The sequence below is a fragment of the Hymenobacter crusticola genome (genome assembly GCF_002154225.1).
In the GTDB taxonomy this organism is placed as follows: Bacteria; Bacteroidota; Bacteroidia; order Cytophagales; family Hymenobacteraceae; genus Hymenobacter; species Hymenobacter crusticola.
In genome coordinates this window covers 21,050-34,836 of record NZ_MTSE01000007.1, presented here as the reverse complement: position 1 = coordinate 34,836, position 13,787 = coordinate 21,050, and the positions used below count along the sequence as shown (strand labels likewise).

The 13,787-nt window shown below is 55.2% G+C and carries 13 protein-coding genes and 1 pseudogene; 5 read left to right on the top strand and 9 right to left on the bottom strand.

From position 1 onward, the window contains the following. Positions 1 to 81: 81 nt before the first annotated feature. The 5 genes from BXP70_RS14380 to BXP70_RS14360 all read right to left on the bottom strand — a co-directional run bounded on the left by BXP70_RS14380 (position 82) and on the right by BXP70_RS14360 (position 3,751). Entirely contained in the window at positions 82 to 915 is an 834-nt protein-coding gene (locus BXP70_RS14380) for an alpha/beta fold hydrolase (RefSeq protein ID WP_086594798.1), read from the bottom strand. A gap of 94 nt (positions 916 to 1,009) precedes the next feature. Continuing rightward, positions 1,010 to 1,561 carry a DUF502 domain-containing protein gene (locus BXP70_RS14375; protein ID WP_086594797.1) on the bottom strand — a complete coding sequence of 184 codons (552 nt, stop codon included), beginning with the start codon at positions 1,559 to 1,561 and terminating at the stop codon, positions 1,010 to 1,012. 90 nt (positions 1,562 to 1,651) lie between these two features. Then, complete coding sequence (locus BXP70_RS14370) at positions 1,652 to 2,533, bottom strand: 4-hydroxy-3-methylbut-2-enyl diphosphate reductase (protein ID WP_086594796.1); 882 nt, start codon at positions 2,531 to 2,533, stop codon at positions 1,652 to 1,654. A 79-nt stretch (positions 2,534 to 2,612) separates the two neighbouring features. Continuing rightward, positions 2,613 to 3,323, bottom strand: coding sequence for a (d)CMP kinase (gene cmk, locus BXP70_RS14365; RefSeq protein ID WP_086594795.1), 711 nt, complete (start codon positions 3,321 to 3,323; stop codon positions 2,613 to 2,615). Positions 3,324 to 3,355: 32 nt separating this feature from the next. Beyond that, entirely contained in the window at positions 3,356 to 3,751 is a 396-nt protein-coding gene (locus BXP70_RS14360) for a hypothetical protein (RefSeq protein WP_086594794.1), read from the bottom strand. Positions 3,752 to 4,029: 278 nt separating this feature from the next. Here BXP70_RS14360 and ade point away from each other — a divergent pair, with 278 nt between their 5' ends. Next, positions 4,030 to 5,679 carry an adenine deaminase gene (gene ade / locus BXP70_RS14355; protein WP_086594793.1) on the top strand — a complete coding sequence of 550 codons (1,650 nt, stop codon included), beginning with the start codon at positions 4,030 to 4,032 and terminating at the stop codon, positions 5,677 to 5,679. Between the two features lie 110 nt (positions 5,680 to 5,789). On the opposite strand, the gene BXP70_RS14350 is transcribed toward ade, so the two are convergent. Further along, positions 5,790 to 6,212, bottom strand: a complete 423-nt coding sequence (locus BXP70_RS14350) for a response regulator (RefSeq protein WP_086594792.1) — start codon at positions 6,210 to 6,212, stop codon at positions 5,790 to 5,792. A 53-nt stretch (positions 6,213 to 6,265) separates the two neighbouring features. After that, positions 6,266 to 7,240, bottom strand: a pseudogene (locus BXP70_RS14345) (PLP-dependent cysteine synthase family protein); the annotation flags it as partial. A 226-nt stretch (positions 7,241 to 7,466) separates the two neighbouring features. Here BXP70_RS14345 and sucD point away from each other — a divergent pair. Together sucD and BXP70_RS14335 are read left to right on the top strand one after the other, a co-directional pair. After that, positions 7,467 to 8,345: a succinate--CoA ligase subunit alpha gene (gene sucD / locus BXP70_RS14340; RefSeq protein WP_086594790.1), complete on the top strand. Its 879-nt coding sequence runs from the start codon at positions 7,467 to 7,469 to the stop codon at positions 8,343 to 8,345. 176 nt (positions 8,346 to 8,521) lie between these two features. Next, positions 8,522 to 9,277, top strand: coding sequence for an HAD family hydrolase (locus tag BXP70_RS14335; protein ID WP_086594789.1), 756 nt, complete (start codon positions 8,522 to 8,524; stop codon positions 9,275 to 9,277). A gap of 14 nt (positions 9,278 to 9,291) precedes the next feature. Here the strand turns inward: BXP70_RS14335 and BXP70_RS14330 are convergent, their stop codons facing one another. Then, the gene (locus tag BXP70_RS14330) at positions 9,292 to 10,023 is read right to left on the bottom strand and encodes an outer membrane beta-barrel protein (RefSeq protein ID WP_086594788.1); all 732 of its coding nucleotides are present in this window, start codon (positions 10,021 to 10,023) and stop codon (positions 9,292 to 9,294) included. Between the two features lie 141 nt (positions 10,024 to 10,164). Here BXP70_RS14330 and BXP70_RS14325 point away from each other — a divergent pair, with 141 nt between their 5' ends. Beyond that, entirely contained in the window at positions 10,165 to 11,565 is a 1,401-nt protein-coding gene (locus tag BXP70_RS14325; RefSeq protein ID WP_086594787.1) for a mercuric reductase, read from the top strand. Between the two features lie 192 nt (positions 11,566 to 11,757). Beyond that, positions 11,758 to 12,948, top strand: a complete 1,191-nt coding sequence (locus BXP70_RS14320) for a T9SS type A sorting domain-containing protein (protein WP_086594786.1) — start codon at positions 11,758 to 11,760, stop codon at positions 12,946 to 12,948. A gap of 3 nt (positions 12,949 to 12,951) precedes the next feature. Here the strand turns inward: BXP70_RS14320 and BXP70_RS14315 are convergent, their stop codons facing one another. Further along, positions 12,952 to 13,731, bottom strand: coding sequence for a hypothetical protein (locus tag BXP70_RS14315; protein WP_143436506.1), 780 nt, complete (start codon positions 13,729 to 13,731; stop codon positions 12,952 to 12,954). Between the last annotated feature and the right edge of the window lie 56 nt (positions 13,732 to 13,787).

Here is a 13,787-nt window from a genome sequence, read left to right as displayed (position 1 = left end):
CACCTAGGTTTGTATAAACGACCGCAATGATATTGATCGGATGCTGACGCATCGGACTGGTATCATTGCGGTTGTCTTTTCTTACAAGCGCGTCTCTGGGTGGCGACGCAAGTAAGCGGCCACGTCATAGATTAGGCCGCCGTGGCCGGCGTCAAGCATCACCAAATCGGCTTTCGCCAACGAGCCAATAAACTGCTTCAAGCCCGTGTGCGGAATCACCCGGTCGTACTTACCTAGGAAGAAAGTTACTGGCGTCGGTTTGCGGTTGAGCAACGTAGCGAGCCGCTTCAGGTCGAACGCTAGGTTCTTGAAGCCAACCCAACTACGGTACACGCGCAACCGTTTCTCACGGCTATCTAGCTGCCACTCGGCGAAGCGCACTAAGCCGGGATCAACCAGTCGTTTTTCGCTCAGCTTATTGATAAAGCCTAACAGCCGTTGGGGTCGCAGCACGGCACGGCCCAGCAGGCCGCGCATCAGCAGCGGCGAAGTTGCCAAAGTGTACCAGAGCTGCGCACGAATGCCATCGGGCGCCACCAGCCACACTTGCTCTATCTGGTCGGCGAAGTTTTCTACGGCCGTGAGAGCAAACTTGGCGCCCATGCTAAAGGCCAGCAGGCTAAACTTCGTAATCTTCTGTTCGTGCAGAAACTCGCCCAGGAGCTCGGCCAAACGCTTCTTCGTGATGGGCGCGTCGGCTTTTACAAGACGGCTCTTCCCGTGGTAAAATAAATCAAACGAATACACGCTCACTTCCGGCCCTAGCACAGAAGCCACCGAGCGCCAGTGCCCTTCACTTTGTCCGTAGCCGTGGAAAGCTAGCACCGCCCGCGGCCCGTCGCCGTAGCGTTGATAGTGCAGCTTGGTCTTGCTGGCTACGTACGTCTTTTCGATTGTTAATTGCTCAGTAATCATCAAGAATAGAACAGAATGATGGCTCTATTCGTCCCCGATTTAGCAAGTAGTAGCTTATGAAATGCGGTGCGAAGGCTGAGCATCGCGCCACTGCCTAGCTCAGCCGCGACACCCCACCCGACACAATGAACTTCATCACCTCACTGCTCGGCAATTCCAGGTACGTTACGTTTTCCTTGGGCACGAGTACTAGTTCGCCGGAGAAGTTGTAAGAGTGCGGAAAGTACACAGCTAGCAGCTGTTCCCGATTAATGGCTGCCATGTGGTCTTGCGTGACAAAACCAAGCTTAAACACTTGATCGGTGGCATTTAGCCGCACCAGCACCGGGCAGTTGAACTTCTGATTGTCGCCTACAAAGGCATCAAACAGATCCTTGAGGCTGGAATAAATAATGCTAACCAACGGCGTGCGGTGCAGAATGCGCTCTGTAATCACCAGAAACGGCCGCACCATAAAGGATTTGGCAATGTAGCCAACCACCGTGAGCACCACGATAGCCGAAAGCAGACCTAGGCCCGGCGGCATACCATTGAAGCGAAACAGCGCATCGAGCCAGCTGATGCTCGCGTACAAAATGTACATCGTGAGGCTGATGGGCGCCACGATGAGAAAGCCGTTAAGAAAGTAATTGAAAAACTTACGCATAAAAAAGAGGGACTGAGTAGCTGAGGGACTAAGTAAGTTCTTGAACAACTTTACCCAGTCACTCAGCTACTCAGTCCCTCTTTAGCGAAACTACGCCTCAACTGCCACTTGCTCGATGCGGTCGGCTACGCGCTGCATGAGCCACATGGGCGTGCTAGTCGCGCCGCAAATGCCCACCGACTCAGCGCCGTGGAACCACTCGTCGTCTAGTTCCTGCTCGTTCTCCACGAAGTAGCTGCGCGGGTTGGTCTTGTTTACCACGCTGAACAAAGCTTTTCCGTTGGAGCTTTTGCGCCCGCTCACAAACACGATGATGTCGTGCTGCACGGCAAACTTGGCAAGTGCTGGCTCCCGGTTGCTCACTTGACGACAGATGCTGTCGTTGGCGTCAAACGAATCCAGGGAACTACCAGCCAGCGCAATGCGCTCCTCGATCAACTGCTTCATGCGGTAAAAACCGGCCGTGCTCTTAGTCGTTTGGCTGAAAAGCGTAACAGGACGGGTAAAGTCAATCTGGTCGAGGTCGGCTTCCGTCATCACGATAAGGGCACGGTTGCCGGTCTGGCCCGTGAGGCCAGTAACCTCCGCGTGGCCGGGCTGACCGTAGATGACAATCTGGCCGTCTTGACGCTTGATGGAGTCGTAGGCGTGCTTCACACGGTTTTGGAGCTTAAGCACCACGGGGCATGAAGCGTCAATGAGCTCTAGGTTGTTGCGCAAAGCTAGCTCATAGGTTTCCGGCGGTTCGCCGTGAGCCCGGATGAGCACTTTGCAATCGTGAAGCTCAGCTAGCTGTTCTCGGTCGATAATGCGCAGCCCCTGCTGATAGAGGCGTTCCACCTCCATCCGATTGTGCACAATGTCGCCGAGGCAATACAAAGTCTCTTCGTGCGCCAGTTCGTCTTCGGCCATCTGAATGGCAAACTCGACGCCGAAGCAGTAGCCGGAATTCTTATCTATGGTAACGTTCATGCGCTTTCTTCAACAAACAGAACTTACTCTTACAACTTTCGCGCCCCAATCCGAGCTGACAAGGTGGCTAGGTTTTGCCCTAGCTATTCTGCGACTGCGCCAACATGGCCCGCGAAAACAAGGCGGCCGACACCCGTTCTAGCACAAAATCAACTTGCTCGTCGATGGTGATGTGCGTGGTGTCGAGCAGGACGGCATCGGCAGCCCGACGCAAGGGGCTTTCGGCGCGCGTCGAGTCAATATAGTCACGCTTGGTGAGGTTTTCGATAATTGCCTCCAGCTCCACCTGCTCGCCTTTCTCGGCTAGCTCCTCCTGCCGGCGCAGGGCCCGGGTGTGCGTATCAGCCGTCATGAACACTTTCACTTCCGCATCAGGGAAGACGGTCGTACCGATGTCGCGCCCATCCATCACGATGCCACGCTTGCGACCCATGCGCTGCTGTTGCCGCACCATGGCGTGGCGCACAGCCGGGATAACCGACACTTCACTTACATTATTCGAGATGTACATCTGCCGAATTTCGTCTTCGCGCACCTGCCCATCAAGGCAAAGCTCGTTGCGACCCGTCCGGCGGTTGCGCTTGAAGGTGATGTGCATGTCGTGGAGCGCTTGCTCGATGCGGGGCAAGTCGTCGAACGCAATTTTGTTTTCGAGCAAGTACAGCGTCACGGCGCGGTACATGGCGCCAGTATCAATGTAGGCGTAGCCCAAGGCGGCGGCTACGGCTTTGGCCGTGGTGCTCTTGCCGCACGAAGAATAGCCGTCGATGGCAATGACAAGTTTCTGCATGGCAAAATCGGTCGGCTGAGGGCTAGGTTGAGTCACGAATGTTGTTCTTTACGGCCGGACGCGGCAGCCAGACGTTCAGGCAGTTCCGTAAAGAATACGGCTACCGACGAAGGTCGGCCGTGGGCGAGCTGTTCGGCAACGCGGTAAAAGGGATTAAAAAAAGAGTGTCCGCCAATGCCAACCCCCGTGGTACCATCGGGTCCGGCGGCCCACTGCCCGCCGTAGGTTTGCACCAAGCACTGACCTAGAAAGCAGCCTAGCGCCGTTACGGCGTTTTCGCGGCTGCTATCTGTTAAGCTAGGTCGTTGCGTCTCAATAAGTTCTGCCAAGCGCTGCACCGCTTCAGCATCGAAGGCAGGGAGCCGGAGCTGCTGACGAACAGTTTCAGCGGCGTTTTGCAAAGTACCTAGGGGCGATTCGACAGCCATTGAGAAGTTAAGAGAGCTAGGATTACGTATTGCCTAATGACTGTCGCACGGGCAAGGAATATGGCCGGATTTGGCTTTGCGCTTATACGAAGCGGTTTTCTTCTGCTGCGCTGTGCGGCCCGCGCAACCGGTGGCAGCCACACCCGAACCCAAGAAAAGGGCAACCCAAAGCATCGTTAGAATCTTTCTCACAGGGGTGGATTTTCCCACAAATATAAGGTTCTTTACCCGTTCGCCGTTCTGTGAACTGAACTTTACCGTCGTTTTGTACCTAGCTTATGCCTGCTGCCTTCGCCCTCCGCGCCAACGTTATCAATCTATTTACCAACACCATAACGCCTGGCACTATCCACGTAGCAGATGGCAGCATCCAGCGGATGGAGCTCTCCGAGGTAGGCCCCGATCCAACACTGCCGTATGCGTTGCCAGGCTTTGTGGATGCGCACGTGCACGTCGAAAGCTCGCTGCTAGTGCCCTCGGAGTTTGCTAGGTTGGCGGTAGTGCACGGCACGGTAGCCACGGTATCCGATCCGCACGAAATTGGAAACGTGCTCGGCGTGAAGGGCGTGGAGTACATGCTGGCGAGTAGCAACACCGTGCCGTTCAAATTTTGCTTTGGGGCACCTTCGTGTGTGCCAGCTACGCCCTTCGAAACAGCCGGCGCCACCATCACGGCCGCCGACATTGAGCAGCTTTTCCAGAACCCTGCCGTGGGCTATCTAGCTGAGATGATGAACTGGCCCGGCGTGCTGCACCGCGACCCGCTGGTGATGGAGAAAATAGCCCTGGCCCAGCGCTACAACCGTCCCGTGGATGGACACGCACCCGGCTTGCGCGGCGACGATGCCCGCCAATACGCCAGCGCCGGCATCAGCACCGACCATGAATGCTTTACCGCCGAAGAAGCCCTCGACAAACTGGCTGTGGGCATGAAGGTTTTGATTCGGGAAGGCTCAGCGGCCCGCAACTTCGAGGCGCTCATTGACTTGTTGCCGGAACACTACGAGCACCTGATGTTCTGCTCCGACGACAAGCACCCCGACACGCTCGTGCTCGGTCATATCAATCAGCTCGTGCAACGCGCCGTGGCGCGCGGCCAAGAGGTATTGAAGGTGCTGCGCGTGGCGTGCTTGAACCCTGTACTCCACTATAAGCTACCTGTTGGCTTGCTCCGTGAGGGCGACCCCGCCGACTTTATCTTGGTTGATAACCTGCAAGAATTCAACGTCCAGCGGACTTACATCAATGGAGACGTGGTGGCTGAGAACGGCCAAACTAGAATTCCGGCGGCGGCCGTACCCGTTATCAATAATTTCCACACCGACCTTGTACAAGCTACCAGCTTTCGGCTGCTTGCTCCCGCGGAGACGGCGACGATTCGTGTTATTGAATGCTTTGATGGGCAACTCATCACCGCACGCCACGACCTAGCTGCCCTAGTAGAACAGGGCTTTGTAGTGCCCAACTTACCTACTGATGTTCTGAAACTAACAGTCGTGAACCGTTACGCGGCTGCTCCGCCAGCAGTGGCCTTCATTAAAGGATTTGGTCTGAAGCACGGCGCGCTGGCTTCCAGCGTCGGCCACGACTCGCACAATATTACCGCCGTCGGCTGCGATGACGAGAGCCTAGCTCGCGCCGTAAACCTAGTGATGCAGGCCAAAGGTGGCTTAGCAGCCGTCAGCGCCGACGGCGAAGAACTGCTTCTGCCGTTGCCCGTGGCCGGCCTCATGTCAGACCAAGATGGCTATGCCGTGGCGGAGGCGTATACCGCCGTTGATGCACTGGCCAAAAAGCTAGGCAGTCCGCTCGCTGCGCCCTTTATGACGCTCTCCTTCATGGCCTTACTAGTTATTCCGAGTCTGAAGCTCAGCGACAAAGGTTTGTTCGACGGCGAAGCCTTCCAGTTTGTAGATGCGGTAGTTTGAGCATAAAAAAACCCTGACAGGGCTTGAAGCCTCTGTCAGGGTTACTGATCAGTCCAAAGCCCATTCAACGGCCTAGGTCGAGGGCCTACAGCATGAGCTCGATGAGCAACCTAGCTTAACGAAAAGCGTTTGGTCAGGAGCTTTTGCATTTTCTCCTCGGTGAGCGGTTTGGTAAGGTATTCCACGTCTTTGAATTGAGAAACGCGGGCCGTATCGGCGGCATGCATGGAAGTAGTCAGCACGGCCATCACGGTTTTGCTTTTCACTTCGGGCGGAAGGCTGTCGTACTGCTTCAGAAACTCAAAGCCATCCATACCCGGCATTTTCAGGTCGACAAAAACCAGCTCCGGCAGGTGATCAGCCGCATCGGATGGCTGCCGGCCGTTGCCCCACAGAAACTCGTAGGCTTCTTCCGCTCTGGTAAAGGTGCGCACCTGCTCCGCAATAGCGAGGCGGTTGAGCAAGCGGTTATTTAGGAAGCTGGTTGTTTCGTTATCATCAACCAACACGATGTTCTGGAGCTTTTTGGTCATAGTCAAAATCACTGAAGCCAATCGTTACAGGGTTCTAAATTAAAGATTTATCACAACCAGCCCTGCGCGCGCATCCAGTCGTCATTATAAATTTTGGCTAGGTAGCGCGTGCCGTGATCGGGCAGAATTACCACCATCGTGTCGTCTTCTTGCAAGTGTTCCCGCGCGTATTCCAGTGCGCCAAACACGGCCGAGCCGCACGACCAGCCCACAAATAAGCCTTCTTCCTTCGCCAAGCGACGCGTCATGAGAGCCCCGTCGCGGTCAGCAACTTTGATAAACAGGTCAATTTGATCGAAGTCAACGTTTTTGGGCAGAATATCCTCCCCAATTCCTTCGGTTTTGTACGGATAAATTTCGTTCTGATCGAAAATACCGGTTTCCTTATACTTCTTGAAGACCGAGCCATACGTATCGATGCCGACCGTAACCAGCTGCGCATTCTGCTCCTTCAGGTACTTGCTGGTGCCGCAGATTGTACCGCCCGTGCCCACGCCGCAAGCTAGGTGCGTGATGTGGCCATTGGTCTGTACCCACAGCTCCGGCCCCGTTTGCTGGTAGTGCGCGGCGGTGTTGGAGAGGTTATCGTACTGGTTAGGATAAAAGGAGTTCGGAATTTCGGCGTTGAGCTTGCGCGCCACCGAGTAGTAAGAGCGCGGGTCGTCAGGCGTTACATCGGTAGGGCAGATGATAATTTCGGCGCCTACGGCCTTCAGAATATCCCGCTTTTCCTGGCCCTGCTTATCGCTCATCGTAAAAATGCACCGGTAGCCTTTGCTGATGGCTGCCAAGGCTAGGCCCATGCCCGTGTTGCCGCTAGTGCCTTCAATGATAGTACCGCCTGGCTTGAGCAAGCCAGCTTTTTCGGCATCTTCAATCATTTTCACCGCCATGCGGTCTTTCACCGAGTTGCCGGGGTTGAAATATTCGACCTTGGCTAGCACGGTACCGCGGATGCCATCGGTTACTTTATTGAGTTTCACCAGCGGTGTGTTACCGATGGCTTCCACTATATGATTCAGGTACATGAGTGTGGGGTGGTTGGAGCGACAAAGGTACGAAAGAGTAACCGAGTGGCTTCGCACGGAGCAGCAGAGTAAATCGTTGAACAGCATTACTCCGTTGCGCCGCTACTCAGTTACTCCGTTGCTTGCCTTGCAGCCGGACCAAAAAAGCCTACTTTTGTGCGCCGGCATTTTTCCGATGCTGGCGTTCTTACCCCCAACGGAATAGCTACTCTAAAACCCGCTTCGAATGAGTGTTCTGGTTAACAAGGATTCTAAAGTGATTGTGCAGGGCTTCACCGGCTCGGAAGGCTCCTTCCACGCTCAGCAAATGATTGAGTACGGCACCAACGTAGTGGGTGGCGTGACGCCTGGCAAAGGTGGCACCCAGCACCTCGACCGGCCCGTGTTCAACACGGTTGCTGAAGCAGTTGAGCAAGCTGGCGCCGATACGAGCATCATCTTCGTGCCCCCGGCTTTTGCCGCCGACGCCATCATGGAAGCCGCCGACGCTGGTATTAAAGTGATTGTAACCATCACCGAAGGCATTCCGACCAAGGACATGATTGCGGTGAAAGAATACCTCAAAGACCGCGAAGGCCTGCGCATGATCGGCCCGAACTGCCCCGGCGTCATGACTGCCGGCGAGTGCAAAGTGGGTATCATGCCCGGCTTTATCTTCCAGAAAGGCAAAATCGGTATCGTATCGAAGTCGGGTACGCTGACCTACGAAGCCGTTGACCAGCTCACCAAAGCTGGCCTAGGGCAGACCACGGCTATCGGCATCGGTGGTGACCCCATCATCGGCACCACGACCAAAGAAGCGGTGGAGCTGCTCATGAACGACCCCGAAACGGAGGGCATCGTGATGATCGGCGAAATTGGCGGCGGCATGGAAGCCGAAGCAGCCCGCTGGATTAAAGAGAGCGGCAACAAGAAGCCAGTTGTGGGCTTCATTGCTGGCCAGACGGCTCCTCCCGGCCGCCGCATGGGCCACGCCGGTGCTATTGTAGGTGGCGCCGATGATACGGCTGCGGCTAAGATGGCCATCATGCGCGAGTGCGGCATCCACGTAGTGGATTCGCCCGCCGAGATTGGCGACACGATGCTGCGCGTGTTGAACGGCTAGGTTAGCTCGCTTTTAAGAGAAAAGAAAGCCTCGGTTTGCGCCGGGGCTTTTTTGTGCTCGGTTCTTACGTCACCTATTTTCTTCTGGCCAGTGCCCTAACCTAGATACGCGCAAGGCTGTTTGACTTCTTCCTGACGTGCGCTGCCACCTTACACTTGCTATCAGATTTCACCGCCATGTCGTTGTCCACAGCGCCAGCCTTCCTACGCCCCACCGCCATCCTCTTCGACCTCGACGATACGCTGTTCGACCATGCGACTACCGCGCGGGCGACGTTGGCGGCTAGTACACATCAGTTGCCCTTCGCCGCCGACATCGTATTGGATGAGTTATACAACCGCTACAGCGAGATTCTGGAAGAGATGCACCCACTCGTGTTGGCTGGCCACTACAGCTACCTAGAGGCGCGGCGGCTACGCTTCCAACGGTTGCTGGCGCCGTACGGCGCCCTAACCTCGGATGCGGCAGCTGATGAATTTGCGCAGTTTCACTACGAGCACTATCGTGGTTTGCGCCAGCCTATTACGGGTGCGCTGGCCTTGCTGGAAGCCCTGAAGCCGCAGTACCGCATCGGGATTGTAACGAACAACCGCACGGCGGAGCAGGAAGACAAACTGCACTACCTAGGTATGCGCCACTTGGTAGACGCGCTGATTACCTCTGAAGAGGTGGGCATGCCAAAGCCCGACCCATGCATTTTTCAGGTAGCCATGCAGCGCCTAGGTGCCGAGCCCGCTACTACCGTGATGGTTGGTGACAACTGGACGGCCGACGTGCTCGGCGCCTTGGCAGTGGGCATACGGCCGGTGTGGCTGAATCGCTTCGGCGCCACCCGACTGTTGCCTGATGTTGAAGAAATTACTAGCCTTGAACCGCTAGCTGATGTCGTGCAAAAGATCGTAGGCGTTGGTTCGGCGGCTGATAGCCACTAAACGGAGGCTTGCTGTTACCGCTTACCCTCCTGCCCGCCAATATTCACCACCACGCCAAAGTTGAATACTGAGTTGGCTGCCTTCAGGAACTTGCGCTGCCGCAAGCCAAAGTTGCTGCCGCTGATGAGCTGAAGCTGCACTGGCCCAACAAGTTGGATGCGGGTGTACGTGATAGGCTCTATAAAGACGTTCTCCTCGCCTATTGTTGGCACATTATCCAACTTGAAGTTTTCGAGCTGTAGGTAGCTTAGGCGCAATGCCGTGCCGTAGGTAATTGGAAAGTCGCGGCCGAAAACGTGCACGTTGCTGTTGTCCTTCGAGCTGTAGTTCACCTGTAGAAAGTACTTCGTCAGGCCGCTTTCCAGCGTGCGCGTGGTCACTTTCTCTGCATCACGCTCAACGCGTTTGGAGTGCCCCCCGCCTAGGCCGCCATATACTTCCAGTACACGCCGGTCGCTTAAGCGCGTGTAATACCCTAGGCCTACTTCGCCAAAGTCGTGGTCGAGCACTCTTTTCTTCTTGTCAGTGTGCAGGAAGGAGGCACTGCCCATCACCCCTAGGTGTTCGCCCACGGCATACGCCCCCTGCAACGACACGTTGTTGTCTAAGTTTGTGTGCAAACCGCCGCTGAACTCACCCTTTTGGGTGAGCAAAGGCACTTGGGGGGGCGGCGGAAAATACAACGACGAGCAACTCGCCAGGAAGGGTACGAAGAGCGTCAGCAGCGCCCGCAAATAGAGCTTCATATCCGAAAGCTAAGCAGATTGTGGAGCCAAAACGAATAGAGTAGCATTTCGTTGCCGACCCTTCGTCGGGCGGCTGCGTATAGCAAGCCCAACTGTAGGCTATTTCTGCCGTCCAAGGGCCACCTATTCCGCGCACATTCTATGACCACTTCTTACGATGTTCTCATTATTGGCTCCGGCCAAGCTGGCAACCCACTTGCCGTTTCTTTTGCCAAAGCGGGCCGCAAGGTGGTGCTGGTGGAAGAAAAGTTTTTTGGTGGCTCCTGCATCAACTATGGCTGTACCCCCACGAAAGCCCTGCTAGCTTCGGCTGAGCGGGCACACCACGTTCGCACGGCCGCCGAGTACGGCATTGAAGCGTCGGAACCCAAAGTTGATTTTGCTGCTGTTATGGCCCGCAAGAATCATATTGTGGGCGAGATGCGCGAGGGCACCGTCAAAAACCTTACGGAGGAGCAGCCCGACATTACCGTGCTGCATGGCCACGCGGAGTTCACGGGCCCACGTAGCCTCCGCGTAGCACTCGATGATGGCCACATGCAAGAGCTCGAAGCGAAGCTAGTCTTTATCAACACCGGTACACACGCGGCCGCACCCGATGTCGAAGGCCTAACGGAAGTGCCTTACTTCACCCCTACGCAGCTGCTAGACACCTCGGAGCTGCCTGAGCACCTACTGATTCTGGGTGGCAGCTATATCGGACTGGAGTTTGGTCAGATTTTCCGTCGCCTAGGTAGCCAGGTTACTATTATCGAGTCGAACCCGCACGTCCTGTCCCGCGAAGATGACGACGTGTGCGACGCCATGCAGCAACTGCTCGCCGACGAAGGCGTGGAGTTTGTGCTAGGTGCCAAAGCCCGCCGCGTGTCGCAGAATGCAGAAGGCGTGCTAACGTTGAGCGTCGATACGGAGGAAGGTGAGCGGCGCTTGCGAGGCACGCACTTACTCGTAGCTACCGGCCGCAAGCCCAATACCAACAAGCTAGGTCTGGACAAAGCAGGGGTAGAACTCGACGAGAATGGCTATATTAAAGTCGACGACGACTTGCTCACTAACGTGCCTGGTGTGTATGCGCTTGGCGACGTACACGGTGGTCCCCAGTTCACACACATCAGCTACGACGATTACCGCGTCGTGCGCGACGCTATTTTGCACGATAAACCCCGCTCGGCCAAGCAGCGCCCGCTACCGTATGTGGTGTTCACGGAGCCACAGCTAGGTCGCGTTGGGCTGTCGGAAAAGCAAGCCCAGGAGAAGAAGGTGGCTTATCGGGTGGCTTCCATGCCCGTCGCGACGATCGGGCGGGCTCGTGAAACGGGTCATACAGCGGGTTTCATCAAAGTGCTGGTAGATGAAGAAAACCACATTCTCGGCACGGCAGTTTTGAGCGAGCAAGGCGGCGAAATCATGACGATGCTTCAGCTAGCGATGGCAGGCAATCTAACCTGTACCATATTACAGAATATGGTACTAGCCCACCCTACTTGGGCGGAAGCACTAAATAATTTGTTCTCCAAACTTATGCCGCCGGATGAAGCGTAAGCGCTAATCGCATATTGCTTCTTATTCTATGCAAGGCTGCCCGGATTCGGGCAGCCTTCTTTAATATAACTGTAGATAGAATAAATTTACTTATTGTTGTATATGAATTTGTTTTTAAACTTTCCTTTTATAAAATTTGACAAGTCGTTAAAGACGTACAAAAAATCATAGCCATAATTCAATACGCACCGCATGAAAAAAGCTTTACTCTTCATTAATCTGCTTCTTTCTTACGGTGCTTTTAGCCAAACGATATCTAGCCACGACGCCAATGGGTTTCCACTGGGCAATGTCTCTACCTACACGCCTTCTAGTTTACCGGGCGCAAGCACAGCGGCTACTACATACTCTTATACCGGGGTCCGTGCCCTAGCCGAGATCAACGACGCAAACGACGCCGATGCCTACCCGTGGCTTTCTCCTAGTGGCCTGCGCTTGTACTACATCACAGGCACCGACAGCAAGCTGATGTTTACGCAGCGTGCAAGCGTCACTGGTACTTTTTGCGCCCCCGTTACAGTACCGCTGGCATTGCCTTTTGCCCCTGGTTCTTGCTGGCTTTCTGCCGATGAACTAGATATCTATTTCACGGCTAACAACTGCCTTTATTTTGCCCAGCGCCCTTCCCTAACGGCTAGCTTTGGCACGCCCGTCATGATTGCGCTCAATGGGTTGCTCACGTCTTTCATTGCAGCGCCGTCGCTCACGGCTACGAAAGATCGGCTTTTCCTTTTCGCAGCGGCCATCGGCATCGTAGAATTTGTCCGTACCTCGGCTACTTCTTTCAACTACGTACGCACGCTGCCCTTGCCGGCTGGCTATCAGCCTTTTCCAGGCCAGTTGTCTAAAGACGATCTGACTTATTTTCTGGGGGCCTCCCATGGCACGGCCCAACGCTCGCTGTACCAGATTACTCGTTCCACAACCGCCAGTGCTTTCGACGCTAGCTCTTTTCAGCAGGTCCAAGGCATCAACGACGTGACGCTCTACAATGGTCAGCCTTCTATGTCGGCCAACATGGAGTGCATGGCTTTTACCGGTACGTCCCTCAATAGCTGGGCTTCCAACGAGTTATACCTAGCTACCCGCAACACCACCGTTTTATCGACTATTAAAAGTGAGGCCTTAAGCGTAGCCAGTTATCCCAATCCGGCGGCCGAGTACATTAAGGTCACTTATCCATATTCGGCTGCCCACCCAGGCAACCTAGCTATCGTGAATGCTGCGGGCGCCCTGGTTCTGACGCAGCCGCTCACTGACGCTTCCGGCCAGCTCACGCTCAATACACAGGCCATGCACAATGGCGTGTACTTCTACCGCATCTCGCAACTTGATAACCACAAGCTAGCGGTGAGCACCGGCAAATTCATTGTAGCACATTAACAGCTAGCGCGTTGAGTATTGCTTCTTAAACCGGTGCGGGTAAATTACTAGCCCAAGTGAGGTAAGCACCTGTGGTTCTTTTAAATCTCTAAGGGGCTGTTCGTACCAAATCTTTTTTGAGTAGTCGGCTGACCACGACAAGCTGACTGCTAGCTGCAACTGCGCCCACGGAAACACCCCTTCCCGGTCCCAGTACCGCACGAAGAACATGGGCTCATTTCGGGTCATACGTCGTAGGTTTATAGGTATTCCGTTGTTGGTCAACGCCGGAAATCGTACCTGCGATAGCCGGTACGTCAGGCCCATCGTCGTTCGCTCGCCTTCGTAGGCCGCAAACACTTCCCCGAAAACCTTGTGAAAACGCGCCTCATACTGGTAGGTCGTTACGCTATCGTTGAGTGATTCAAAGCCACCTGCGTCGAAGCGTCGGCTGCTCTTGCCCCGACCGTAGCCCCCTAGGCCACCCACCAGCCACTGACCGGAAAGCGGCCAGTACGTACCCGCACCAAGTTCGAATTGGCGGAGGCGGAAATAAGTACGGGTCGTATCCACTTTACCCGGTCGTAGCCCACCTGCGGCGCGTACCAGCACGTGGCGCGCCGGCGAATAAGCGACAGAGCCCTCCAGCCGTTTCGCCAGGAAAACACTCCCTGCCACCTCCACTTGGCCTTTGTCACGCAGCAGGGGCGCGCTCGGCTGCAACGGCGTGTACACCGAGCAGCTGGCCAGCAAGCCCGTAGAAGCCAACGCTAGGTTTCTTTTCTTTAGTAAAGGAGGATACATAGAATAGCTAGGTGGCATATAAGATCGCGCACCAATATGATCAAGTTAGCTCACAT